Source organism: Limosilactobacillus portuensis (genome assembly GCF_028607025.1).
In the GTDB taxonomy this organism is placed as follows: domain Bacteria; phylum Bacillota; class Bacilli; order Lactobacillales; family Lactobacillaceae; genus Limosilactobacillus; species Limosilactobacillus portuensis.
Genome location: NZ_CP117296.1, coordinates 59,158 through 84,036 on the forward strand (window position 1 = coordinate 59,158; position 24,879 = coordinate 84,036).

The 24,879-nt window shown below is 40.0% G+C and carries 23 protein-coding genes and 1 pseudogene; 14 read left to right on the forward strand and 10 right to left on the reverse strand.

Annotated elements, in window-relative coordinates; all coding sequences use genetic code 11:
• Positions 1-888, forward strand: a complete 888-nt coding sequence (locus tag PRK60_RS00295) for an IS3 family transposase (RefSeq protein WP_260846181.1) — start codon at positions 1-3, stop codon at positions 886-888.
• Between the two features lie 65 nt (positions 889-953).
• Here the strand turns inward: PRK60_RS00295 and zwf are convergent, their stop codons facing one another.
• On the reverse strand, positions 954-2,432 hold the full coding sequence (gene zwf, locus PRK60_RS00300; protein ID WP_273646087.1) for a glucose-6-phosphate dehydrogenase: 1,479 nt from the start codon (positions 2,430-2,432) through the stop codon (positions 954-956).
• 360 nt (positions 2,433-2,792) lie between these two features.
• Here zwf and PRK60_RS00305 point away from each other — a divergent pair, with 360 nt between their 5' ends.
• On the forward strand, positions 2,793-3,230 hold the full coding sequence (locus PRK60_RS00305; protein ID WP_102169551.1) for a VOC family protein: 438 nt from the start codon (positions 2,793-2,795) through the stop codon (positions 3,228-3,230).
• A gap of 78 nt (positions 3,231-3,308) precedes the next feature.
• On the opposite strand, the gene nrdI is transcribed toward PRK60_RS00305, so the two are convergent.
• Positions 3,309-3,770 carry a class Ib ribonucleoside-diphosphate reductase assembly flavoprotein NrdI gene (nrdI, locus tag PRK60_RS00310; RefSeq protein ID WP_273646088.1) on the reverse strand — a complete coding sequence of 154 codons (462 nt, stop codon included), beginning with the start codon at positions 3,768-3,770 and terminating at the stop codon, positions 3,309-3,311.
• A 276-nt stretch (positions 3,771-4,046) separates the two neighbouring features.
• Here nrdI and PRK60_RS00315 point away from each other — a divergent pair, with 276 nt between their 5' ends.
• Genes PRK60_RS00315 through PRK60_RS00325 form a run of 3 tightly spaced genes read left to right on the forward strand, consistent with a single transcriptional unit; the run spans position 4,047 to position 5,970 of the window.
• Positions 4,047-4,913 (forward strand): ATP-binding cassette domain-containing protein, encoded by an 867-nt coding sequence (locus tag PRK60_RS00315; protein WP_273646089.1) that lies wholly within the window; start codon positions 4,047-4,049, stop codon positions 4,911-4,913.
• Between the two features lie 20 nt (positions 4,914-4,933).
• The gene (locus PRK60_RS00320; protein ID WP_219721868.1) at positions 4,934-5,476 is read left to right on the forward strand and encodes an SDR family oxidoreductase; all 543 of its coding nucleotides are present in this window, start codon (positions 4,934-4,936) and stop codon (positions 5,474-5,476) included.
• Positions 5,473-5,970, forward strand: coding sequence for a DUF1836 domain-containing protein (locus tag PRK60_RS00325; RefSeq protein WP_273646090.1), 498 nt, complete (start codon positions 5,473-5,475; stop codon positions 5,968-5,970). The genes PRK60_RS00320 and PRK60_RS00325 overlap by 4 nt, the downstream gene beginning before the upstream one ends.
• An 80-nt stretch (positions 5,971-6,050) precedes the next feature.
• On the opposite strand, the gene PRK60_RS00330 is transcribed toward PRK60_RS00325, so the two are convergent.
• The 4 genes from PRK60_RS00330 to ybaK all read right to left on the reverse strand — a co-directional run bounded on the left by PRK60_RS00330 (position 6,051) and on the right by ybaK (position 10,214).
• On the reverse strand, positions 6,051-7,154 hold the full coding sequence (locus PRK60_RS00330; protein WP_273646092.1) for an AI-2E family transporter: 1,104 nt from the start codon (positions 7,152-7,154) through the stop codon (positions 6,051-6,053).
• Position 7,155: 1 nt separating this feature from the next.
• Positions 7,156-7,992, reverse strand: a complete 837-nt coding sequence (locus PRK60_RS00335) for a TIM barrel protein (RefSeq protein WP_102169553.1) — start codon at positions 7,990-7,992, stop codon at positions 7,156-7,158.
• A gap of 149 nt (positions 7,993-8,141) precedes the next feature.
• Positions 8,142-9,575 carry a C69 family dipeptidase gene (locus PRK60_RS00340; protein ID WP_273646093.1) on the reverse strand — a complete coding sequence of 478 codons (1,434 nt, stop codon included), beginning with the start codon at positions 9,573-9,575 and terminating at the stop codon, positions 8,142-8,144.
• A 132-nt stretch (positions 9,576-9,707) separates the two neighbouring features.
• A complete protein-coding gene (gene ybaK, locus PRK60_RS00345) occupies positions 9,708-10,214 on the reverse strand; it encodes a Cys-tRNA(Pro) deacylase (protein ID WP_102169544.1) in 507 nt (168 codons plus the stop codon).
• 124 nt (positions 10,215-10,338) lie between these two features.
• Between ybaK and PRK60_RS00350 the strand changes: the two genes are divergently transcribed.
• Positions 10,339-11,070: a GntR family transcriptional regulator gene (locus tag PRK60_RS00350; protein ID WP_102169543.1), complete on the forward strand. Its 732-nt coding sequence runs from the start codon at positions 10,339-10,341 to the stop codon at positions 11,068-11,070.
• Between the two features lie 125 nt (positions 11,071-11,195).
• On the opposite strand, the gene PRK60_RS00355 is transcribed toward PRK60_RS00350, so the two are convergent.
• Positions 11,196-12,305, reverse strand: coding sequence for an acyltransferase family protein (locus PRK60_RS00355; protein WP_273646094.1), 1,110 nt, complete (start codon positions 12,303-12,305; stop codon positions 11,196-11,198).
• Positions 12,306-12,549: 244 nt separating this feature from the next.
• Between PRK60_RS00355 and PRK60_RS00360 the strand changes: the two genes are divergently transcribed.
• The 3 genes from PRK60_RS00360 (at position 12,550) to PRK60_RS00370 (ending at position 17,545) form a co-directional block, all read left to right on the forward strand.
• Positions 12,550-14,961 carry a phosphoketolase family protein gene (locus PRK60_RS00360; protein ID WP_102169542.1) on the forward strand — a complete coding sequence of 804 codons (2,412 nt, stop codon included), beginning with the start codon at positions 12,550-12,552 and terminating at the stop codon, positions 14,959-14,961.
• 169 nt (positions 14,962-15,130) lie between these two features.
• Positions 15,131-16,489, forward strand: coding sequence for an APC family permease (locus PRK60_RS00365; RefSeq protein ID WP_273646095.1), 1,359 nt, complete (start codon positions 15,131-15,133; stop codon positions 16,487-16,489).
• A gap of 153 nt (positions 16,490-16,642) precedes the next feature.
• Positions 16,643-17,545 (forward strand): ROK family protein, encoded by a 903-nt coding sequence (locus tag PRK60_RS00370; RefSeq protein ID WP_273646419.1) that lies wholly within the window; start codon positions 16,643-16,645, stop codon positions 17,543-17,545.
• Between the two features lie 51 nt (positions 17,546-17,596).
• Here PRK60_RS00370 and PRK60_RS00375 read toward each other — a convergent pair whose 3' ends face one another.
• Positions 17,597-18,061, reverse strand: coding sequence for an Rrf2 family transcriptional regulator (locus PRK60_RS00375; RefSeq protein ID WP_273646096.1), 465 nt, complete (start codon positions 18,059-18,061; stop codon positions 17,597-17,599).
• 164 nt (positions 18,062-18,225) lie between these two features.
• Here PRK60_RS00375 and PRK60_RS00380 point away from each other — a divergent pair, with 164 nt between their 5' ends.
• Genes PRK60_RS00380 through PRK60_RS00395 form a run of 4 tightly spaced genes read left to right on the forward strand, consistent with a single transcriptional unit; the run spans position 18,226 to position 21,192 of the window.
• Positions 18,226-19,131 (forward strand): glycine betaine ABC transporter substrate-binding protein, encoded by a 906-nt coding sequence (locus PRK60_RS00380; RefSeq protein WP_102168405.1) that lies wholly within the window; start codon positions 18,226-18,228, stop codon positions 19,129-19,131.
• A gap of 22 nt (positions 19,132-19,153) precedes the next feature.
• Positions 19,154-19,819, forward strand: coding sequence for an ABC transporter permease (locus PRK60_RS00385; protein WP_102168404.1), 666 nt, complete (start codon positions 19,154-19,156; stop codon positions 19,817-19,819).
• On the forward strand, positions 19,794-20,564 hold the full coding sequence (locus PRK60_RS00390) for an ABC transporter ATP-binding protein (protein ID WP_102168403.1): 771 nt from the start codon (positions 19,794-19,796) through the stop codon (positions 20,562-20,564). Before PRK60_RS00385 ends, PRK60_RS00390 begins: the two co-directional genes overlap by 26 nt.
• The gene (locus tag PRK60_RS00395) at positions 20,557-21,192 is read left to right on the forward strand and encodes an ABC transporter permease (protein ID WP_102168402.1); all 636 of its coding nucleotides are present in this window, start codon (positions 20,557-20,559) and stop codon (positions 21,190-21,192) included. The genes PRK60_RS00390 and PRK60_RS00395 overlap by 8 nt, the downstream gene beginning before the upstream one ends.
• Before the next feature lie 41 nt (positions 21,193-21,233).
• Here the strand turns inward: PRK60_RS00395 and PRK60_RS00400 are convergent.
• Positions 21,234-23,155, reverse strand: a pseudogene (locus tag PRK60_RS00400) (GTP-binding protein).
• 17 nt (positions 23,156-23,172) lie between these two features.
• On the reverse strand, positions 23,173-23,637 hold the full coding sequence (locus PRK60_RS00405; protein ID WP_102168400.1) for a universal stress protein: 465 nt from the start codon (positions 23,635-23,637) through the stop codon (positions 23,173-23,175).
• Between the two features lie 205 nt (positions 23,638-23,842).
• Here PRK60_RS00405 and PRK60_RS00410 point away from each other — a divergent pair, with 205 nt between their 5' ends.
• Positions 23,843-24,856 carry a lipoate--protein ligase gene (locus PRK60_RS00410; protein WP_273646098.1) on the forward strand — a complete coding sequence of 338 codons (1,014 nt, stop codon included), beginning with the start codon at positions 23,843-23,845 and terminating at the stop codon, positions 24,854-24,856.
• Positions 24,857-24,879: the final 23 nt, after the last annotated feature.

The window sequence follows — 24,879 nt, forward strand, 5'->3', positions numbered from 1 at the left end:
ATCAGGGCAGATCAAGCATCGCTACCGAAGAAATATCGCTATAAGATTGGTGACATTCTCCATAAAATCAACCTTCCTAAGGCTACTTACCATGATGAGCGCAAGCGCATCGCTAACCATCATGATAAATATGCGAGTGTTAAGCAAGTGATTCTTAGCGTGGCTAAAGAAGGGCAAGTCCGCGGACGATGGACCTACGGTTATCGTCGCGTGAACCAAAAACTGCGGGCAATGGGCATTCATTTGGCGGACATGACGGTGAACAAGTTGATGGCGAAATTAGATGTTCAAGTGGCACTGTATAATCGCCACCGTAGTGGTAAATACTCATCTTATGAAGGTAATGTGGGCACAGTTGCGGATAATCTACTAAAACAACAATTTCAGGCCACCATTCCTTATCAAGTCCTCCACACAGATGTTTCTCAAGTTCGCTTAGCTAATCACAGTTGGGCTTATATTTCCTCAATTATCGATGAAGCCAGTAAGGAAGTTTTAGCCTTCCAATTGAGTCAACATCCTGATCGACAGTTGATTACCGCTACTCTCAACGAGCTATGTACAAAGCTGCCTGATAATGCTCAACCAATTATTCATTCTGATCAGGGGTGGCACTATCAACTGGGGTACTATACCCAAAAGTTAGCTGATAATCACTTTATTCAAAGTATGTCCCGTAAGGGAAATTGTCATGATAACGCACCAATGGAGAGTTTCTTTCACCTGTTTAAGACAGAGTTATTAGATGGTTTCCCACCATGTAAAGACTTAGCTGAATTAAAATCACTCTCAGCTCAATACATTCATTACTTTAATTACCAACGTATCTCCTTAAAAACAAAAGGTATGACTCCGGTTGAATACCGAAATCATACCTTGGTAGCTTAAATAATCAATTTTGTCTAACTTTTTTGTTGCACTTCATTTCTTCTCAGACCTTATCGATATTTATGTTATTTGTTAAGATCGTAAACCCACTTGCGACCGTCACGAGCTAACAATTCAGTAGCTGCGGCAGGACCCATTGATCCTGGAGTGTAGTTAGGAAATTGTGGCTTTTCGATGTCCCAGAGGTTCCGAATAACATCAACGAACTTCCATGCATAAGCAATTTCAGCCCATGAAGCAAAGTTAGTGTGGTTACCTTCAAGAGCATCGTGGAAAAGACGTTCGTATGGTTCTGGTGATTCCTTCTTGGCAGAGTCGCTTTGGAGGAACTTCAAGTCAACTGGTTCAGTTGTGTAGCCTTGACCAACGTGCTTAGCATTTAATTGAAGAGCGAAACCAGACTTAGGTTCAACAAAGATAGTTAAAACGTTGGAATGAAGTGCTTGTTCATTACCAGAGTTTGGATTAGCGAAAATATCAATTAATGGCTTCTTGAAGACTACATCAATCCGTGTAAACTTGTCAGCTAACTTCTTACCAGTCCGAACGTAGAATGGAACACCTGACCAACGGTAGTTATCAAACATTAACTTAGCAGCAACGAATGTTTCAGTGCCTGATTCTGGATCAACACCATCTTCGTGCCGGTAATCAGGTTGACTGCCATCAGCACCATATTGACCACGAACAAAGTTAGCAGCGGCTTGTGATGGGGTGTAGACACGTAAACTACGTAATGCCTTGATCTTTTCAACACGAACATCGTCGTCAGTAAAGGCAACTGGTTCTTCCATTGCGAGTTGAGCGACAACTTGCATGATGTGGTTTTGAACCATGTCACGTAAAGCACCAGAATTGTCGTAGTATCCAGCACGTTCTTCAACACCAAGCTTTTCGCTAAGGGTTACTTGGATGTTGTCAATGTATCGGTTGTTCCAGAGAGCTTCAATAACTGGGTTACCGAAACGCAATGCTTGGATGTTTTGAACCATTTCCTTACCAAGATAGTGGTCAATCCGGAAGATTTGGTTTTCTTCGAATGTTTGTGACAATTCGTCATTCAACTTCTTAGCTGAATCGAAGTCACGACCGAATGGCTTTTCGATAACAAGACGGTTGTAACCATAATCAGTTAATAAGCCTTGCTTCTTGATGTTGATAGCAATAGTACCGAAGAATTGTGGAGCCATTGACATGTAGAATAAACGGTTACCTTCAGTACCGAATTGCTTGTCAAGCTCAGTTAAGCGATCCTTCAACTTAGCATAATGTTCTGGTTTAGTAACATCATGAGCACAGTAGAAGAAATGCTTAGAAAATGCTTCTGCTTCGCCATCCTTTGCAGGAATATCCTTAATTGAGTTTAAAACCATTTCTTGGAATTCTTCGTCGCTCATTTCATGACGTGAAGTACCAAGTAATGCAAAGTGGTCAGCTAAGTAGCCCTTTTGATAAAGCTTGAAAAGGGAAGTGTAAAGCTTCCGCTTAGCTAAGTCACCAGTTGCACCGAATAATGTAATTAATGCCTTATTTTCTGTAGCCAAAATGTTCACTCCTTCTGAATATTCAGAAAATCTTCTAACGCTACAATTATATACTTTCAACAGCAATTCTGCATTAAAAATGGTAAACGTTTTCTCTATGAATTATTTACAAAAGTAATGGATCAACTGAGATCTTTATTCGTATGAAAAGAACATTCGCTATTGATAAATAATTGGTCTAGAACAAAACTTTTTTGCTTTTTTATACAAAATTAAGCAAATTTGCGAATGAAAAATCAAAAAATGATCGTTCTAATATATTAGAAAGGTGATTTTCAGTGCCTTATTTTGGGACACTTGTTTGACGTGACACAAAATGAACAATATAATCAAAAAAGAGGATTTTAACGGAGAAAAAACATGACTGCACAGATATACCCATATTTAACATTTGAGAATGCAAAGGAAGCGATGGACTATTATGTTCAGAACTTTGATGCAGAAATTGTTTATCACCAGCCACTTAGTGAAGAGCAAGCGGAAAACTTGGGATTGGATATTGACTCATTAAGCACTACAACTTTTCGTGGCATTTTTCAGGTTGCTGGTCAGAAGCTAATTTGTGCAGACGCGACGATGACGAATCCCCAACCATCGTCAATGGTTTCTATTATGCTTAATTTTGGTGAAGATGAGGCTGGGGCAAAGCAGCTATTTAATAAAGTAGCAAGCTCTGATGAACAGCGCGTTACAATTCCGTTCGGTAATCAAGCAGCTGATAATCAAGTTGGTCAGGTAGTAGACAAGTACGGAATCACTTGGTTGATTTGTAGTGGTAAATTGATGCAGGAAGATTAAATAAGGAGCTGGGAATAATAAAGGACTGGGAAAACGTTTTGTTTTTCCCAGTCCTTTATTTTTTTATCCTGATCCACTCTATTTTTCATTCCATCTCTTTGCAAGACGATCGTAGATAACCTCGATATCTTGAGAGGTTCCGCGAAGTTCATAATCAGTAAGGAAAGGAGCATCAAATTGCTTAGCGTACTTTCTTGCAGTTAGGCAGTATTGCTCGTTGAAGTTTCGGTTACCGCTGCCGACAATTCCGAGACACTTCTTAGCGTTGTCGCCATAAGCAATGTATTCGCCTAGAGCGGTGGTCATAATTTCTGTAAAGCCGGAAGTAATACCATCGCCACCATCTAAGTATGTCGGAACAAAAACAAAGAATGGTTCTTGCTCATTAGCTGGTTCTGTTTGGTCAGTGATTTCCTTAAGGTTTAGTAGTGGGCTGCTGGGATTAAAACTATGTTGTTGCTTAGCGTATGTTTCCATACGACTAAGAAATGAACGCGTATTTCCCTCAATGGAGATATAAATAATGTTCATTGATGTCATTTGAGATCCTCTTTCTATTATAACGTAATTGATTCTTAATCTATTTTAGATGAATAGGGCGATAAATAACAGTATAAATTATTTTATTGTTAAGGATTGCTAATAGTATTGTAAATGATGGTGAAATTCATTAAGCTCTAAAAATAGCCTAAGAAATATTGAAGTAATCAGTAATTAGTAAAATATAAAAATCATTTTAAACCGATGACATAGTCTATTTATATAATTACATGATAAAATTAATCTATAACGTTTCTTAATTTGGGAGGACTCGATTTGAGTAGTATTGTTTTAGATAACTTAACATTCGATGCTAAGTCTGGGGATCAGCTTGAAAATGTTTCATTAGAATTGACTTCGCCACAAGTGATTACTTTTTGTAGTAATGATAATGGTGCGACAACAGCATTAAAGCAACTCTTAGATGCTCAGGGAAGCATTGAAGAGGGAGCAGTACTTGTAAATGGTGAGCCATTGGGAAAAGTAAATCGTCGCCACGGCAACTCGCTAGTAGCTCATTTTGATGATGTTGAGCTGAAAGGGAAAACTGTTTTAAAAGCAGTAAAGAATTCCCTTAAGCACCACCAAAATGTTTTGACTGTTGATCAGACTAACCAAATGCTTGAATCGCTTGGCATTGTTCCAGGAAAGCGAATTGCTGACTTAACCCCTGACGAACAGCAAAAGCTTCGAATTGTGCTCCTCCTTTCTTGGTGTCGACCGATTGTTCTTCTTGATAATGCCTTTGATGGTCTTGATGAAGATAGTCGCCTAACAATGAGTGACCTTGTTGCTGATTATACTAAAAAGACTGACTCATTAGTCATTTTTACAAGCCAGGACGTTTCAACATTGATGCGTTTTTCTAAAATAATTTATTATTTTGAAGGGAGTCATCTTACATCTGCTCGTAATGTTGAAATGCTGGATAGTGTTGACTGTGTAGTAACAATAATTGGAACAGGTTTTCCGGTTGAAAACGCGGTAAAGTTAGGAGCTCATATGTTAGAGGAAGCCCCGAAAGAAACACGCTTTCTTTTCACCGGTAATATTCAAGTCTTACTGCCGCTTCTAGAGCAGAGTACGATTACTGATGTTCGAATTGAAGACGCAACGGTGGAGGATGAACTGATGACTTGGTAAATGTTTAAGGAGGAATGCATGTGGGTAGAGTAGTACTGGTTGATAACCGGGAGGATGAATTGGCGCTTAAAATTATGAAGAAGGTGCCGGATGCCATTGTATCAACAAACTTCAAGGTTCAATTTCAATCAGGAGATATTCTATGCTGGTTGCCAAAACCAAGCGATTACGTGGATGACGAAGTTCAAGAATTAGCCGATTTAATAGATCAAAGCACGTTTTTACCAATAAAAATTATCATGTTAAGTGTTCCCGGAACAGCAGACGATGCTTCATTGGAGCAAGTAGAGAAGTGGTATGGTAAGGATGCACGTTCAATGATAATGGCGCATCAATATGCAATTAAGATGATTGATGAGTTTGAGATTCCGTATACAATTGTCCGCATTCCACCATTGACGTTGACTAATACAAGTGTTTCAGTTATTGGTGAAGGGCAACCGATGACTGGCGATAAACTAGGAATAAACCAACTAGTCTCGATTTTCCAAACGGTTCTCGAAACCAACCGCTACCTTAATCAGTCAATTGGGATTGTTAATAGCGAGGGAGGTCAACAATGACAAACTTAACAGAATTTAAACGCTGGGAGAATGGGATCTCCCGGATGCATTTTCCAAAGTGGGAAGAATTGCCAAGCTTGGGATTATATGTTGATCAAGTGGCAGCAGTAATTAATGAATATTTAACTAGTTTGGGGATGGAACCTCTTACCAAGTCAATGATTAACAACTATGTAAAAAAGAAAACTATTCAGGCACCAATTAAGAAAAAGTATGCAGTTAATCAAATCGTTGACTTATTACTGATTGGTTTCTTCAAAAATACTTTTACGATTAATGATATTCGACAAGGAATTTTTCAAGTCACTACCAAGGATTATCCTAAGCAAGCTTATAACCGGTTTGTGGAAGTCCTTAATGCGCGGTTAAGAAATGAGCCGATTCCAACTAACCCTAATTTCAACTCGTCAAATGAACAATTAATGGTTCTAGGAATTGACGCTGTTCTGGCTGGGCTGAAGGCTCGATACTTGCTAGAAAATAATGGCAGATAGTAACAAAACTGAAAAAGATTAAAAATATGGGAGAGTTAATCCAGAGTCATGTGTGACTCCAGAGGAACTCTCCCATTAAATTATTCAGTTGCTAAGCGTTTATGGGTATCTGTCTTAATAATTTTATAGAGAGCAGCGAATAGCGGTACGGTAAACATCATTCCTAAAATACCGTAAATTCCACCGCCAATAATAACTGCGGCAAAGACCCAAACGCTAGGCAGGCCAATTGATTTCCCAACAACTAGCGGGTAGGTAATTCGATTGTCAAGCTGTTGGAGGATGATAATAAAAATTAAAAACATCCCTGCTTGAATTGGAGAAACTGCGAAGATAATAATTACACCAATTCCGGCACCAAGAATTGCACCAATAATGGGGATCAGGGCACCAATCGCCGTTACCACGCCAATCATTGACGCGTATGGCATTCGGAGAACACTCATCCCAATAAAACAGAAAATTCCCAAAATAGCGGCATCCTTACACTGACCAACAATGTAACTGCTGTAACTATCATTAAAAACTTTGGTAACGTAGAAGATATGCTTGCCTAACCGAGGAAGGTAGGCATTAATAAGCCGTTTTATTTGGCGGCTTAGAGTTTCATTATAAATTAGGAGGTAAATGGAAAAAAAGAGAGCAACCACTGCGGTCGCAACAGTTGAAAATACCGATGATGCAGTTGAAATGATTGCCTTAAAAGTCCCACCAAAACCAGTAGTAAGGTATTTGCCAACCTGATTCCATTTAATTTTTTCTAAATCAAAACTATTCCATAAGGTATTTAGATCCTTATTATGTTCAATAAACCTTACGAAACGGTTAACAACTTGTCCATGATTAGCTACTAGTAATTTAATACAGGAAATAAGTTCCGGAATTACTAACGATGAGACGATCACTAGGATCAGAATAATTGTTAGGTAGGAAAGAACAATCCCGAATAATCGTCGGTATTTTTGAGCCCGCTTTGTTTTAAACGTTCTGGAATAAAGATGCTCGTACTGATTGAGAAGAAGGTTAACAATATATGCGATAATTCCGCCAATTAATAGCGGCATCGCGGCACGAGTAACTGACCCAATTAATTTAGCCACTGTAGGCCAGTACCTTACTGCCAGATACAGGCAAAAAAGAGCAATTATTAATGATAGGTGGTTTTTTTGAATTTTAACTTTCACGCTATTCTCCTTGCATTAGTTTTTTAGCGATGGTAGTAAGATAACGGTGACTTTCAACCTGTTCATGACAATTCCATTGATCGCGAAGGTTAATTTCGTAGATGCTGCTAGCATCTGGGTTTAGTAGCTTTAGTACAGGAGCCCAATCAATCTTTCCCTTACCTAGCTGCAGACTATCATGTGTTTGCCCCATTGAATCTACAAGGTGGTAGTGGACAACGTGATCACGCAGATGCTTAAGCGATGCCTGCAGTGCTTGATTATCACCATGCATCTCAATGAAACAGTGTGAAGTATCGAATGCTAGTCGGTAGTCGTGACTTAGTATCTCGTCTTCTTGTTCGGGATGGCCGTACGCAAATACTGGTGCAATTGAATTTTCAAACATAATATGACGACCGCCAGCCTTCGCAAAGCGATCTAACCGCTTATAAACTGCTTGACGAGCTTCTTCTGTGCTTGAATAAAGGTTAACCATTTCCTGAACTTCTTTACCAGCATAGCCACCGTGGACTAGCACTTGGATATCTCGCTTTTTGGCTAGATCAATTAATTGTTCAGTTGATGTTTCAATGAAACGATAAAGCTCGGGAAAGTTTTTTTCGGGTGCAACAACCTCTGAGTGCCACTCATGGTAGACCATTGGGTGGTGAATAACAATCCTTTGAATTCCCTTTGCCTGAACATATTGAACTGCTTCATCAAGCTGTTGATACCCTTCAGGTGTAAAGTCAGCAGCGCTTGTATAAAATTCATATACGTCAGGGTGATATTGAAGGCGATCGTCAATCTGCCGCTGATCACTACTTCCCTTTAACCCTAGCATTGGCATAACCATCATTGTCAGTCCTTCCAATAAAATAGTTACCTTCATTTTAGCAGATTATATAGTTAGCGACTGATGAAGAAAACTGAAACGTTTCACATGGAACAAAATAAGATTTAGGATTTGATAATATCAAATCCTAGATCTTATTGTTGAATGTACTATAGATTCTTATCCATAATAAATGTTAATTTAGAAAGCTCAAGACCATGCATAATTAAGTTACTCATTAACTCTTTAGTCCGTTTTGCCATTTCCGCAACCATCTTGTGGGTTTCTTCACTGAGGTAGGCGCAAGCATCATTATCACTCATCCCTTCAACCTTTGGTGCAACCTGATTGACCCACCGGTAAAGATATTCACGTGAGTCTTTTAAGTAGTTAAGGTCATCCTGAGTAAATTCAGCATGGTGAGCTTCAACAATCATTGAAAGTGCTCGATACATCCAGTAAGCACTCTTTAGATCCATATTAAGCTTCTTTGGTGTTTCACGGTAGCTGACATCAATATCATCTGCGTTACCAAAGAATGGAATATAAGGGGTGAAGGTTGGAATACCAAAACTCATCCACATAATGGTAGAGGAAGCTTCTGGTAGATCATTCCGTACTTGAAGAACGTGGGAGTTCTGTGTTCGGTTAAGAGAAATTGGCCGGAACAAGTGCTTTTGTTCTTCGGTACCGTGACCTAGTGGATCATATGGGGTGCCTTGGTAGTGGCTACTCAAAATCTTTTGTACATCTGCCAAAGTAATTCGGTAGTTAGTTCGCATAATGAATGGAAGATCAAAATCAAGTGGATCCTGTTCGACACTTGGATTGAGGACCTTATGACCGTACCATTGCCGTGGTGTATTGTAGTGCTGATCGAATACGTCGGCCGTTCCAAAGATGTGCCGGAAATCCCAACCGTATTTATCGGGGTTAAGATGATTCTTTTCAACAAATTCTTGAATACCTTCTGACCACATAAAGTTATCATGATCGTTGAAGTCCACTTGTTGAATGGCAACCCGATTGCCAGTTACTGCATAAGCATCATCTGGGATTCGTTCAGCAACCCAGTGATGACCGGTAACGATTTCCATGTACCAAACATCATTTTTATCACTAAAAATAACCCCGTTTCCTTCTGCGGAACCATACTTTGCAATCAATTGACCGAGGTACTTAACACCATCTTTAGCACTGTCAATAAATGGAAGCGTTGCGGCAACGATTAGGTCTTCATTAATGCCAGATTCAGTATTTAACGGATCACATGCCAGAACTCGTTCGTTAGCATAAACACTTTCAGTGGCGCTCATTCCAACATTCTTTTCGTTAAAGCCGCTTTCATCAAAAACGCCCTCAGTCTTGTAATTAACGTTTGGAGTTCCTTGGTACCGATATCCGTCAGCTGGCCGATCAACAACACACTTATTTAAGTATGCTTTTACTTGATTAGGGTGATTATGGTAAGCAGGATAAGTGACGAACCGTTGGGGTGTTAATGGGCCAAACGTATCATCATTTCTTGCTGCCATTGTTGAGCCGTCAATTGTAGCGTCCTTACCAACCAGGACGGTGGTACAAGCAGATAAATTTTTCTTCATCTATTTCAAGACCTTTCTAGATAAAACATAAAAAATTGGTCATTATCATTTTAAGCTTCTTGATACCGGTTATCAATTTGAGTGCATAAGTTAGCTTAACGAGAACCGATTATATTGATTAAGTTAACAATGTTAAGAATGTTGTTCAAGATCAGCAAATTCAGCGTGAACCAGTTTAGCTAAGTCCTCTGAATTTAATTTAACCGAACGACCAAGCTTGCCAGATGAAACGTAAATCTCGCCTTGTTCTTTTGCCTCATTATCAATGAAAATTGGGTACTGGAACTTTTCGTAAATACCAATTGGGGTATTGGCACCGTGGACATATCCCGTAGTCTTCAAGAGGTTTTTTAACGGCACCATATTTACCTTTTTATTTCCAGAAACCTTAGCAAGTTTCTTTTCATCAAGGTGCTGATCTACCGGAACCACGCCAACAAGGGGACCAGTAACGTTACCGGAAAGCACCAGTGTCTTATAAATGTGGTGTTCATCAACACCGGAATGATCAACACTCATTGTTCGGACGTCACCATCTTGGTGGGTAGGAAATTCTGCTTGTTCATATGGAATGTTATTTTTATCCAGGATTTGTTCAACCTGGGTTTTCTTCATTTTACTTTTTTTCTTTTTACTCATAAATCTTAAGCTCCTTTTTTCTGGGACGAACCAATTTTTATTGAAATAGATCCCAATTTTAAATAGGTCTGCTATACTAGAAATAGAATTAATCGTCTATCAAATAATCCGAGGAGTAAATGACATGGCAGATTTAGTATACCGCTCAGTAATGAGTGATATAAAACAAAAAATCTTAGCAAATCAATATCCAGGAATGAAATTGCCTGATGAGCGGAGTCTTAGTGCAAGCTATAAGGTGAGCCGTAGTTCGATCAAACGCGCACTTGGTGTTTTAGCTCAGCAGGGGATTATTTTCAAAAAACGGGGATCTGGAACGTTTATTAATCCCTTATACCTAAAGAACCGGTCACTATTCCGCTATGAAGGAAGTAACTTGGGGGTTACCGACAGTTTTAAGTTTGGTGACAAGAAGCAGAGTATCAAATTAATGGACTATCAGGTCATTCCCGCAAGTAAAGATCTTCAGCAGGACCTTTTCCTTGAAGATAATGATTTTGTCTACAAGGTTAAACGACTTCGCTTAATTGATGATCAACCTTTTATTATCGAAACCGGTTATATTCCAATTAAGATCATTCCAACCCTTTCACCAGACATTGTTAAGAGTTCGATTTTTAATTATCTGGAAACTGCCAAGGGAAAGCGAGTTACAAAATCCTTTATGTCGATTAGTGTTGCCCCATCAAAGGCAGATGACCAGCGACTGCTTAAATTAAAGCCAACTGAACCGGTTGCCATTATGGAAGGGGTTTTCTTCCTTGATGATGGGACGCCATTCGAGGTTTCTAATATGCGTGTTCATTACCGTTACATGAAGTACGATACCTTTGTAAGTTTGGATCAAGAAAATTAAAATGTAAAGAACGGCAACTCTGATGCTATAGATACGCTAGCATCAGAGTTGCCGTTCTTTACATTTTAATCGTCGGTAATAACTTTTAAGATATTACCAGCTAAATTCTAAAAAGACAACATAAATTAGCCATTAATTAGGTGGCGAAAGTGAAAGTTGTACTTAATAGTTGACCATAACCAATGGAAACCATAGGCGGAAATAAATGCTAACAAAACGGTCATTAGAATTAGAAGTGGAAATTTGATCATTAACGGAATTGTCCAGTGAGCTAATAGTTTCCAGTTCCAGTAAAGCCAGAATACGTGGGAAAGGTAAGCGCGGTGAGCATAGAGCGCCACCCAATGAACTAAGGGTAACCATTGGCTGTGAAACTTTTGCATATACAGCGCAATTGTTGCGATTAAACTAATTGAAGCTAAATTATAGAAAATCATTGATGGTAAATAATAAGGAGCATTATCTAGCCTGACTGGTGTACCATAATTAAAAAAATTGAAGGTAACGTAGTAAAGAAGAAGACACCAAATGGTAACCAGCAGTCCCCAATGATTCATTACGAATAAACAAAGGGACTCATGGAAAACCCATAAGAGGGTACCGCTAACGGCAAAAATAATAAAACTCGGAAATATTCGATCAAATAAGTACCATTGCTGAGCTTGCGGACCATGGAAAATTTCTAATTTATAAATCCAATGCCAGGTTAGTTCAAATGCTAGGGTTAGACTAAAAATGAGAATTCCCCGGTGCGGTTGCCCCGTACACCAACGAGCTAGGCTCCAAAAAATTGGCATTAAAATAATAAATTGAAGCATCATGACGTTGTACCAAAGGTGTGGGGCAGCATTCCCACTGATAAACTGCCAAACAAAACTGATTAGGTCATGATAGTGACCATGTTGTTGTAGTTGTGGTAAGAAAACTAGGTAGACCGTTGTCCAAAGAATTGAGGGGATGAACAAAATGTGCCAACGGTTAATCATAAACCGAGGATAATCGCATAGCCGAGCTTGGGGATGGGTCCGGGTCGATGAGAAGAGAATACCAAAGATAAAAGCAGATACAGAAAATTTAACTACTTCATATATTCCGCCAAGTAAGAATTGCTGCCCTGTGGGTAAGGCGGTTTGCATCAAGAAACTAATGATCGATTGGATCATTACGGTAGTCACAGCGAAAAGTTTTACAAAGTCTCCAATATCCGCCTGACTGTTTGCGCCTAATTGTTGCAAAATTACTCCTCCATATTATTATTTAAACTTACATTAATAAGTGTAAAGCGAGATTCTTTTTTCGTCACTAGTTTGGTAGGCTAATTATTCGTAAAAGTAAATTATATAAATTGGATCGGATCAATTTGTTAAAAGGTTGACTTTTATTTTAAATCCGTTATTATTAGTAATGTAAATTTGAATGATTTACGTATTGTTTAACGGCAAGAACGTATTTATTTATTCAGAAGGAGTGTTTATTAGAATGGCAGTAGATTACGATTCCAAGAAGTACTTGGAAAGTGTTGATGCTTACTGGCGTGCAGCCAACTACCTTTCAGTTGGTACATTATTCTTAATGGGTGACCCATTATTACGTCAACCATTAAAGGCGGAAGACGTTAAGCCTAAGCCAATTGGTCACTGGGGTACTATTGTTCCTCAAAACTTCATTTACGCACACTTAAACCGTGTAATTAAGAAGTACGACCTTGACATGTTCTACATCGAAGGTTCAGGTCACGGTGGCCAAGTTATGGTTAACAACTCATACTTGGATGGTTCATACACTGAAATTTATCCAGAATATACTCAAGATACTAAGGGAATGGCAAAGTTATTTAAGCACTTCTCATTCCCAGGCGGTACTGCATCACACGCCGCACCTGAAACTCCAGGTTCAATCCATGAAGGTGGGGAACTTGGTTACTCACTTTCACACGGTGTTGGTGCAATCTTGGATAACCCAGACGTTATCGCCGCTGTTGAAATTGGTGATGGTGAAGCTGAAACTGGTCCATTGATGGCATCATGGTTCTCAGATAAGTTCATCAACCCAATCAAGGATGGTGCGGTATTACCAATCATCCAAGTTAACGGTTTCAAGATTTCTAACCCAACTATCCTTTCACGGATGAGCGACGAAGAACTTACTAAGTACTTCGAAGGTATGGGCTGGAAGCCTTACTTCGTTTCAGCTTACAAGGAAGCTGATCGTGAAGGTGAATTTGATGGTTACAAGGACCACATGGAAGTTCACGAACAAATGGCTAAGACTATGGATACTGCTATTGAAGAAATCAAGGCTATCCAAAAGAATGCTCGTGAAAACAACGATGATTCATTACCACAATGGCCAATGATTATCTTCCGTGCTCCTAAGGGTTGGACTGGTCCTACTAAGGATCTCAACGGTAACCCAATCGAAAACTCATTCCGTGCTCACCAAATTCCAATTCCGGTATCACAAGATGACATGGAACACAAGGACATGCTTGTTGACTGGATGAAGTCATACAAGCCAGAAGAATTGTTTGACGAAAACGGTCACCCAGTTGCTCTTGTTGAAGAGAACACACCAGAAGGTAACCGTCGGATGGCTATGAACCCTATCACTAACGGTGGTATCGATCCTAAGCCACTTGTATTGCCAAACTACCGGGACTTCGCTGTTGATGTTCAAACACCAGGTTCTGTTGTAAAGCAAGACATGCTTGAATGGGGTAAGTACCTCAGCAAGATGGCTGAATTGAACCCTAACAACTTCCGTGGATTTGGTCCTGATGAATCTAAGTCAAACCGTCTTTACGCATTCCTCGACAATGACAAGCGTCAATGGATGGAAGGTATTCATGAACCAAACGATGAAAACCTTGCACCTGCAGGTCGGATGATCGATTCACAACTTTCCGAACACCAAGCTGAAGGATTCCTTGAAGGTTACACCTTAACTGGTCGTCACGGATTCTTCGCAACTTACGAAGCATTCGGTCGTGTTGTTGACTCAATGCTTACTCAACACATGAAGTGGTTACGTAAGGCTAAGGATCTTTACTGGCGTCACCAATACCCAGCATTGAACTTTGTTGATACTTCAACTGTATTCCAACAAGACCACAACGGTTACACTCACCAAGATCCAGGTCTGTTAACTCACATGTTCGAAAAGGAACGTCCAGATCTTGTTAAGGAATACTTACCAGCAGATACTAACTCTCTGATGGCTGTTTCTAACAAGGCCTTCAACGACCAAGAATGCATTAACATCTTCGTAACTTCCAAGCACCCACGTGCACAATGGTTCTCCATTGATGAAGCTACTGAATTAGTTGATAACGGTCTTGGCTACGTTAACTGGGCATCTACTGACCAAGGTAGCGAACCAGATGTTGTCTTTGCATCAGCAGGTACTGAACCAACTGAAGAAGCTCTTGCTGCTATTGACATTCTTCATGACAACTTCCCTGAATTGAAGATTCGTTACATCAACATCATTGAAATCATGAAGTTGATGAAGCAAGACAAGAACCCAGAAGGTTTGTCTGACGCAGAATTCAACCGTTACTTCACTACTGACAAGCCAGTTATCTTTGCATGGCACGGATTCCGTGACATGATCCAAGCATTGTTCTTCGATCGTGCAAACCGGAACGTTCACATTCACTCATACGAAGAAAATGGTGACATCACCACTCCATTCGACATGCGTGTATTGAACGAACTTGATCGTTTCCACTTAGCTAAGGATGCAATCCAAAGCGTTCCTGGTTACGAACAAAAGAGTGCTGCATTTGTTGCCAAGATGGACAACATGATCAACAAGCACAACCACTACATCCGTTCAGAAGGTAAGGACTTACCAGAAGTTACTAACTGGACTTGGAAGGGTCTTAAGTAATCACCGTTGATTACTAATTAAACACTTAATAAATTGAAAATAGCTGAAGAAAAGATTGTTTTTCTTCGGCTATTTTTTTGCTCTTAAGTTGAACGAAAAGATTTGTAAAGTAATTTTTAGCAGGGTACAATTTAAGTGTAGATATTATTTTTGTTATAAAAGATTGAAGGTGAAGATTATCAGTGGAAAAACAACGAGTCCCAAAAAGTTATCTTTTATTTCAATTTACTTTTTAGGCATTAATGGTGTTATTGGCTCTGGAGCCTTTCTGTTGCCACAGGTGATTTATAAGGACATGAATTTAGCAAGTGTGCTTGTTCTCCTCTGTGCAGCTATTACCGTTAGTATGGTTGCCCTATGTTACGCGGATCTTTCTAGTAGGTTTACAGGATCAGGAGCGGCCTGGCTATATTCATACAATGCGTTTGGCCGTTTTTGGGGTTATGAGTTAGGAATCTTTACGTGGTTTTTAGGATGCTGCACTTTATCAGCAGAAGTTGTTGCGCTGTTGACAACGCTGAAGAGTTTCTTACCAATCTTTAGCAATCATTGGGTTTATTATTCATCTGTATTTGGTCTAATTCTGTTCTTTTCGCTTATTAATTTTTATGGAAGAACAATTGTAAAATTTGTTGATAACTTATCATCTGCTGCAAAGATGATTACGGTGATCGTATTCATTGTTATTGGTGCCTTTTGCATTCATTTTGCAAACTTTTCGCCAGTTATTCCGCATGCGGCGATGACTGGTGCAATGCCGTTAGCCAAACATTTTGGTGCGGCCTTTAGTGTTGTTTTCTATATGTTTACTGGCTTTTCTTTTATTCCGATTGCTGCTAAACAAATGAATAATCCTGAGAAGAATATTGCACGGGTGCTAATTTCAGTAATGATTAGTGTAACTATTTTATATTCGTTAATGATGCTAGTTGCGATTGGGATTTTAGGAACGAAAATGGTAAATTATAGCACACCAATTGCGAATGCTTTTAATGTAGGTGTCGGTCGCTGGGGATATATTTTAGTTATTGCTGGGATGCTGATTAGTATTTTTGGGGTTGCTTTTACAGCTTCATTTAATACGCCATCCTTAATTGCCTCTTTGGCGAGTGAACATGCGATGTTACCAAAGTGGATTGGGAAGAAGAATTCTCATGATGCCCCGTGGGTAGCGATTATTTTAACCGCAGTAATTTCTCTTCTTCTAGTAACGCAATCTTACCTGTTCTTGGTATCTTGTATTGTGCTTGCTTCATTTGTTCAATATGTTCCGTCAATTTTGGCGGTAATTAAGTTTAAGCATACTGATGAATTTCCAAACCATGGCTTTAAATTACCAGGTAAGTATGTAATTCCCGCGCTTGCCTTAATAATTTCCTGCTACATGGTGACTAACTTTACAATTAAAACGATCACTGTGGGAGTGGTTGTTGCCGTGCTTGCTGCTGTATCGTACTTCTTTATTGAACGCGATGAGAAACATGAAGCTCAGCATCAGGCTAAGTTAGAGATGCTAAAACGGCATTAAGTAGTTCGAGTATTAATTAAACCCTCTGGAGTTAGTTATTTAGCCGACTCTGGAGGGTTAAATGATTATTTTAGTTCAAACAGCTGATTTTCTTCTCTGCGGAAAATAGTTGTGTATAATATTAATGATAACTGAAGTGAGGTGTTAGTGAGTATGCAACGGCAGTACCTAAGTATTGATATTGGTGGAACAACGATCAAAAGTGCCCGAATTGATCATTCTGGAAATATTATGACTAAAGGAAGACAGCTAACACCACGCTCCAGAGATGGTTTTTTGCAGGCTCTGCAAACAATTATCCAAGAAAACCCAGTAATTGCTGCCGTCTGCGTGAGCGTTCCTGGAATTGTTGATCCACAAACGGGAAATGTTCAATTTACAGGGGTATTGAGTTATATGGGAAACTTTGAGTTAGCTCAGTATCTTGAAAAGACGACTCAGTTGCCTGTCTACGTTGGTAATGACGCTAATTGTGCAACGTTAGCAGAGCAATGGCTAGGAAACCTGGTCGATGTTGATAATGGTGCGGTTATTACTCTGGGGACATCGGTTGGTGGCGGAATCGTAGTTAATGGAAAACTTCTTCATGGTCCGCATAGTCGTGCGGGAGAGTTAAGCGCGATCGTAACTAATCGTGATGATCCGTTAATTGAACAACGGACGGTGGGGGCTACTACTTCAGCGGTTAGAATGGTTGAAATGATAGCCCAAGCATGCAATCTTCCTGATCCAGCAGATGGTCAACAGGCATTTCAAAAAATTATTGCTCATGATCCGCTTGCTTGGGAAATCTTTGAAGAGTATTGTCAACGGGTTGCCTATTTAATCGTTGCTCTTCAGGCAGTCCTTGATCTCGAAGTAGTTCTCATTGGTGGTGGAATTAGTGTTCAGCCAATCTTAATTGAGAAAATTAAAAACCAGTTTATTAAAGTCCAACAAGCGGATCGGCGATTGATGGCTGATATTACAATGCCAGTTATCAAAGCGGCCAACTTTGGCAATGAGGCCAACCTTCTTGGAGCGCTTTACGGGTTGCTTTTAAAAATTGAAAAATAAAAAGAGAAAGTAGGGACTAGAAAAACAAAATGTTTTCTGGTCCCTGCTTTCTTATTTCAGGTTACTATTTATTAACTTTTGCGGGTCTTTCTCGCTCTGCTTGACAAGGATTGAGTTAAGGACATCTTGCAAAGAAATTGTTGCTAGTTTTGCTTTTGCTGCCATTTCTGCCTGATTATAAAAATCGTTAAGGGTTGCCTGGATGTTACCACCAACAATGCAATCGGGATTTGTTTTGGGATCAATTGCAAAGAGATGCTGTTCATCTTCGACTGCAAGGAAAACGTCATAGAGTGAAATATCTTTTGGCTCGCGCATTAGCTTAGGGTCAGCTGATCCATGGACGGTCTTGATCAATCCGGCACTCCGTAGTTTTCCCATTAATCGACGAACAACAACCGGAGAAGTTTCAATGCTTGCAGCGATATGCTCGCTACTTAATGGTAATTTACCCTTGTAGGTTTCAATAAAAGCGAGAATATGGATACTATCGCTAAAACGAGTTGAGATTCTCATGTTAATTACTCCTTTTCTGTATAACTAATTGTAACAGCTGATGTTACAATTATCCAGAAGAAAGTCATTTGTATTTCTTGACAACATATTATCAGTAATATAAGCTTAGAATTATAAGATTGATCGATGAAACTTTTTGAGTTACTAATCATGGAGGCAAAAGAATGACAACTCGTTTAAGAAAGTTGATTACTAGACTAGCTTTGCTTGGCATAATGATTTTGGTTGGTAGTAGTATTCCAATGACCATCAGTGCAAGCAGTAAGCCGATTATCGTTGGTTCTAAGAGCTTTTCGGAAAGTAAAACAGTTAGTGAAATTTACGCATTAGCATTAGAACATGCTGGATATAAGGTAGTGCGGAAACCAAATATCTCTAATTCTGTTGTTTTCCGTGCGGTGAAGACTGGGCAGATTGATGTTTATCCAGAATATACTGGAACAATTGTCGAGGCGTACCTAAAGAAAAGTGCTAATGGTAAGAGTGCTTCACAGATGGCATCGTTAGCACAGAATGGTGTAAAGAAAGATGGCCTAGTAACTTTTAATTATGCACCAGGAGATAATCGCCAAGGGATTGGAATGCGGACAAGTGTTGCTAAAAAATATAATATTAAGACGTTAAGCGATCTCCAAAAAAATGCTAGTCATATTCGGTTTGTTTCCCAAGGAGAGTTTGATAAACGGGCAGATGCGTTACCAGGGATGAATAAGAAATACGGGAAATACAACTTTAAGTCCCATAAGGATTACGATGACAGTTTAAAGTATAAAATTATGTCACAAAATAAGGGAGATGCAGCACCGGTTTCTACTACGGACGGTCAGCTTGCTACTAGTAAGTTTACCTTGTTGAAAGATGATAAAGGACTGTGGTCGCCATATAATCTTGTTCCACTAGTAAATAAGAAGGCAGCCAAGAGTCACCCAAAGATGGAAAAGGCTTTGAACCAGGTTGATGCTAAGTTGACTACCAAGCAGTTGACTAGTCTTAATAAAAAGGTTGATGTTGATGGTCAAAACTATAAGACAGTAGCGAAAAATTGGTATAACGAGCACGTATTGAATTAGTAGATGGGTCGTTTCAAAGAAATTGGGGAGTGACGTTTTGGTATCGCAAATTATTCATTATTTTCAAACGGACAGTGGTCAATACTGGTTATACGTTTGGCAGCATATTTATCTTAGTGGGATTACATTGGTGATTGCAATGACAATCGCGTTGCCGTTGGGGTATATTGGTTCGCAAATTAGGGCAGTAGCGGCTTTTTGTACAGCTTTTTCTCAAGTGTTGCGAATTATTCCAAGTTTGGCGTTACTCTTTTTATTAATCCCGTTTATTGGAACGGGGATGACTCCAGCATTAATTGCACTTGTCGTTTTGGCATTACCCCCGTTATTAATCAACACAATTCTTGGCTTTAACGAGGTTAGTCCCTTATATAAGGAAGTTGGCACTGCCTTAGGGATGAATCGTCAGCAATTAAGGCGGCAAATAGAGATCCCGCTTGCCTTACCCTATATCTTGAACGGAATTAAGCTCGCCCTTGTTGAAATCATTGCGAGTGCAACCCTTGCTACTTATATTGGTGCCGGTGGTTTAGGAACATTAATTTTTACCGGATTAGGGTTATATGATATGACCTATGTTATTATCGGCGGAGTCAGTGTAGCGATTCTAGCATTGCTTTCGATGGTTGGATTTGATTTTTTGATTAGGAGGGCTCGGCGGTATGACGAAGCCAGTTATTCAATTTAAACATGTTCAAAAGCGGTTTGGCAAAAATGTGGTAATTCCAGACTTGAATTTTGAAATCAATCAGGGAGAGTTTGTGACAATCCTAGGTTCTTCCGGTTCCGGTAAAACAACGACCCTTAAAATGGTTAATGGCCTCTGGAAGCCAAATGCTGGAGAAATTCTGATTGATGGTCAAAAAATTAGTGATCTTGATCTAGTAAAATTACGTCGTCATATGGGTTACGTTGTTCAGCAGATCGGGCTTTTTCCTCACATGACGATTGCGGAAAATATTGCGGTAGTGCCGAAGATGCTGCATTGGGAGCAGCCAAAAATTGACCAGCGGGTGAAGAAATTACTTGCTTTAGTTCAACTTGATCCAGCAAAATATGCTGATCGATACCCTAGTCAACTTTCTGGTGGGCAACAGCAACGAGTTGGCGTTGCCCGGGCATTAGCTGTTAACCCGCCATACGTTCTTTTTGACGAACCTTTTGGGGCATTGGATGCTCTAACGCGAATTGAATTACAAAAAGAAGTTAAACAAATCCACGAATCACTAGCAAATAAGACGTTCATGTTTGTCACCCACGATATTAATGAAGCCTTTTTCCTGGGGCAAAGAGTGATGATAATGCACGAGGGACGAATTGAACAGTTTGCAACACCAGGAGAGATTATTTCTCATCCCGCAACTTCTTTCGTTAAAGAACTTTTGGGGACAGTTCAACAGAATCAAGAGCTCTGGAGGCAATATCATGATTGAGTATTGGAAAACTAATTGGCCAACGATGATCATTGATTTGCAACAGCACGCTGTTATGGTTCTGACTTCTTTAGGAATTGCTCTAGTAGTGGCGGGAGTAATTATTTTATTACTGATGTACAGAAGAAACTGGTTGAATGGTTTAACCTACTTTTTTTCGTTACTTTATTCAGTTCCCAGTTTTGCCTTTTTTGCCCTCTTATTGCCTATTTCTGGCTTGGGGATGCGCACGGCAATTATTGTCTTAACAATTTATTGTGAGTACGTTCTGTTAAGGACATTCATTACTGGTATTCAGGAGATCGACCCAGCGTTAATTGAAGTTGCTAAGGGAATGGGGATGACAAGGAGGCAAGTCTTCTTTAAAGTTCAACTTCCTCTTGCTACGCCTGCTATTTTTAGCGGACTTCAGGTTGCCTTAGCTTCAACAATGGGAATTGCCACAATTGCAGCTACGATTAATGCTGGTGGATTAGGACAGCTACTATTTGAAGGCCTCCAGTCACAGCAAGTAGTACCAATCCTATGGGGAACGTTGTTAACGGTTGTGCTAACGCTTTTGTGTGCCGGGAGCTTAAAGTTAATTGAATGGTTGCTAATTCATCATTGGCGAGCAGCAATTAATTAAAACGGGGTCTGAAAAAACAAAACGTTTTTTCAGACCTCATTTTAGTTATCTTTTACGTGTGCCATTGCTGGGACTTGATCCCATTTAACAGGATAGCCAGCACCGTGAGCACAGAAAACAGAATCTGGGGTGTTAGCCAAATCAGCGGTCGGGTTATAGTTTGCTTTTGTAATAACCTCATCAGCGTTATGACACTTTTGGTAGCCACTGACCGTTAATTCAAGCTGCCCTTGTCCATGAGTATACGCTCGGACTACTGATGCGTATTTGCGCATCTCGGTTACTGGAGCAGTTCCTGTAATAACGGTGGTGGACGAATTGGAATTATTTTCGTTAAGCTTGAATGTACCGGCCATCTGCTGAATGTCGTTAATCGCACGACCAACATGTTCCTGGCTAACAGTTAACCTGAATTGATACCAAGGCTCAAGGAGTTCGCAGTTCCCAGCTTGTTTAAGTTCCATTAATCCTTGACGAACGGCCCGAGAAGTTGCTTCGCGGAAGTCCCCGCCCCAACAGAGTGAACAATACTTCCGCGACCGTTAACTAGGGTGATTTTGACATCCGTTAACGGCGCACCAGTTAGGACGCCCCGATGTTCCTTATCCCGTAAACTGGTCATTACCTGTTCCTGCCAATTATGGTTAAGAATATCAACACTACACTCGTTAGCGAAGGATAGGCCACTTCCTGAATTGCCGGGTTCAATTAAAAAGTGAACCTCAGCATAGTGCCGCAGTGGTTCAAAGTGCCCAATGCCGATTACCCTTGAAGTAATGGTTTCCTGATAAAGAATGTTTCCTTCATCAAAGGTGACACTGATCCCGTATCGCTGGTCAAGAAGTTGCTGAATGGTTTCAAGCTGGACTTCTCCCATGATTTGAAGATGAATTTCCTGAAGGTGTTCTGACCATTGAACATTAAGGTGGGGTTCTTCGTCTTCTAGTTCTCGTAATGCCAATAAGCACTTATGGGGATCGGTGCCGTTTAAGTTAACTGCATAACTAAGAACTGGTTGAATTTCGTTGAGTGGTAAATCATCAGCAGTCCCTAATCCCTGACCCGGAAAGGTTGTGGTAGGACCAGTAACTGCACAGACGTCACCGGCTGAAATTTCTTGAACGACTGTAAACTTAGCACCATTATAGACACGCAATTGATTAGCCTTTTCATTTGGGATGAGTTCTTCCTTTGCCTTGAGACTGCCGCCAAGAACCCGAACCCAGGTAAGGCGTTCTCCCTTGTTATCATGAGAAATCTTAAAAACGCGTCCCTGAAATTCTGTCGATAGTGATGGCTTAACGGTCCATTTAGAAAGACCAGCAATAAAATCATCAATTCCCGTTAATTTCAAGGTTGCACCAGAATAAACTGGAAAAACCTTCTGCTGGTTAATTAATTGCTGGATTACGTCACCGCTAAGTTCACCGGATTCAAGATAAGCACTTAAAACCTCATCATCGGTCATTGCAATTGCCTCAATTGTATCGGCAGTTAATGGTTCAGAAAATGGTAAACAGGCGGGAGAAAATTCTGTCTGTAATTCTTGAACTACTTTGACTGGTTCAGCACCAACGACGTCTGTCTTATTGATGAAAATAAAGGTTGGAACTTGGTATTTCTCTAGGAGTCGCCATAACGTTCGGGTAGATCCCTGAATTCCATCAGTTGCTGAAACGACTAGAATAGCGTAGTCAAGAACGGGGAGCACCTGTTCAGTTTGTCCAGCAAAATCAACGTGTCCTGGAGTATCAAGCAGGGTGAGGTGGAGGTTGTCATAAGTGACACTTGCTTGATGAGAAAAGATAGTGATTCCACGTTGCTTTTCAAGGGTGTTCGGATCAAGAAAAGAATCTCCATTATCAACCCGTCCCAGTTGTCGTTGCGTTCCTCCACGGTAAAGAAGCGCTTCTGAAAGGGTTGTTTTTCCTGCGTCAACGTGAGGGACAACTCCTGCGACAATTTTTTCACAAGTTCCTCCTAATTATTATCTTCCGTCCGAACAACAAGAACATCACAGAGGGCGTTACGGTTAACGTAATTAGTAACTGAACCAAGAACAAACCGTTCAACGCTTGAAAGTCCCGTGGTACCAATAACAATTAAATCGCTATGGTGATCTTTGGGGAAGTCCTCAGCAATGACCCGTTTGGGATTACCGAAACGAATGTGGATACTAACGTCAAGAAGCCCCATTTTCCAAGCGCGCATTTTAAGATCTTCTAACCGTTCTTTAGTAGCTTCCACTAAACTATAGGTTTGCTCGCTGCTGACCGTTGTGTCAGTAATATAGCCGTCAGTAATTTGGCCTATTTGTTCAATCGTGAGGAGATCCAGGTGGGCATGATTTTGAAGTGCAGATTTAACTGCCGCTGTTAACACGGGGATGGTTGCCTTTGAACCGTCGATTGCCGCAACGATGTTTTGATATTGCATATCCTTCATCGGACTTACTTCCTTTCGAACTCTTTACTTTAATTATAAATGTTTATCTTAAATCGCAGTTAATAAAAATATAATTTTAGTAAAATTAATTTCCATGATTGAAAACGGTTGCAAATAGGACTAAACTTTAAAAGTAGATTAAAGGACAATTTACCGAATTTAGTCTAATAATAGTTAGAATCTTCACAAAGGAGTTGTAATTAATATGCGATATGTTTCAATGACTTCCCACAATATTGGGATGAACTTGGCAACCGAACAGTATTTGATGAATGATAAGGATTTTGGTCGGGAACCATTAGTGCTTTTTTACTATGAAGAACCATGCATCATTGTTGGACGAAACCAGAATACTCTTGAAGAAATCAACCAAGATTACGTTAAGGAGCATAATATTCGGGTAACCCGGCGACTTTCCGGTGGTGGTGCTGTTTACCAAGATCTCGGCAATCTCTGCTTTAGTTTTGTTGTCCCAAGCGATAGTGAAGAATTCGGTGACTTTAAGTCCTTTACCCAACCAATTGTTGATGTTTTGCATAAAATGGGGGCAACGACTGCAGAAGTTAGTGGCCGGAATGATATCTTAGTTGATGGTAAGAAGTTTTCTGGTAATGCAATGTATTCACGGAATGGCAAGACATTCTCACATGGTACATTGATGTTAAATGTTGATCTGAGCGTTGTTGCGGATGCCCTCCATGTTGCTAAGGATAAGATCGCATCAAAGGGAATTAAGTCAGTTCGGTCACGGGTTACTAACTTACGTCCATTCCTTGATAAGGAATATCAGGATATTGATGTGCCAACCCTCCGTGATGACTTGATTAAGGGACTCTTCCACGTGGATAGCTTAGATGAGATTAAGGATAAGCAATACGTGGTTACTCCAGAAGATCAAAAGGAAATTGATAAGATTTATGAACAGTACTATAACAACTGGGACTGGGTCTACGGCAAGTCTCCTGAATTTACCATTAAACGGCGGAAGCACTTTGACATGGGAACAATCGATGCCCGGTTTGATGTTAAAGATGGTGTGATTAAGAACGTAAAGTTCTATGGTGACTTCTTTGGTCCACAAGATATTAATGAATTAGCGGCCAAACTTCAGGGAGTTAAGTATGACCATGACGCAATTGCAAAAGTTTTAAATGAAAATGGTACCCAGCAATACATTACAGGAATTCCAACGGATCAAATTGCGGATCTATTGGCTTGATTGAGCTTTACCGTGATCTTTAG

Bases quoted from the DNA above. Each gene is read 5' to 3' on its own strand.
- PRK60_RS00350 (WP_102169543.1), top strand. From the start codon at position 10,339: ATGGCAGATTTAGTATACCGCTCAGTAATGAGTGATATAAAACAAAAA.
- PRK60_RS00390 (WP_102168403.1), top strand. From the start codon at position 19,794: ATGACGAAGCCAGTTATTCAATTTAAACATGTTCAAAAGCGGTTTGGC.
- PRK60_RS00395 (WP_102168402.1), top strand. From the start codon at position 20,557: ATGATTGAGTATTGGAAAACTAATTGGCCAACGATGATCATTGATTTG.
- PRK60_RS00325 (WP_273646090.1), top strand. From the start codon at position 5,473: ATGACAAACTTAACAGAATTTAAACGCTGGGAGAATGGGATCTCCCGG.
- PRK60_RS00410 (WP_273646098.1), top strand. From the start codon at position 23,843: ATGCGATATGTTTCAATGACTTCCCACAATATTGGGATGAACTTGGCA.
- ybaK (WP_102169544.1), bottom strand. From the start codon at position 10,214: ATGAGTAAAAAGAAAAAAAGTAAAATGAAGAAAACCCAGGTTGAACAA.
- PRK60_RS00370 (WP_273646419.1), top strand. From the start codon at position 16,643: ATGCAACGGCAGTACCTAAGTATTGATATTGGTGGAACAACGATCAAA.
- PRK60_RS00405 (WP_102168400.1), bottom strand. From the start codon at position 23,637: ATGAAGGATATGCAATATCAAAACATCGTTGCGGCAATCGACGGTTCA.
- PRK60_RS00305 (WP_102169551.1), top strand. From the start codon at position 2,793: ATGACTGCACAGATATACCCATATTTAACATTTGAGAATGCAAAGGAA.
- PRK60_RS00380 (WP_102168405.1), top strand. From the start codon at position 18,226: ATGACAACTCGTTTAAGAAAGTTGATTACTAGACTAGCTTTGCTTGGC.
- nrdI (WP_273646088.1), bottom strand. From the start codon at position 3,770: ATGACATCAATGAACATTATTTATATCTCCATTGAGGGAAATACGCGT.
- PRK60_RS00340 (WP_273646093.1), bottom strand. From the start codon at position 9,575: ATGAAGAAAAATTTATCTGCTTGTACCACCGTCCTGGTTGGTAAGGAC.
- PRK60_RS00360 (WP_102169542.1), top strand. From the start codon at position 12,550: ATGGCAGTAGATTACGATTCCAAGAAGTACTTGGAAAGTGTTGATGCT.
- PRK60_RS00375 (WP_273646096.1), bottom strand. From the start codon at position 18,061: ATGAGAATCTCAACTCGTTTTAGCGATAGTATCCATATTCTCGCTTTT.
- PRK60_RS00335 (WP_102169553.1), bottom strand. From the start codon at position 7,992: ATGGTTATGCCAATGCTAGGGTTAAAGGGAAGTAGTGATCAGCGGCAG.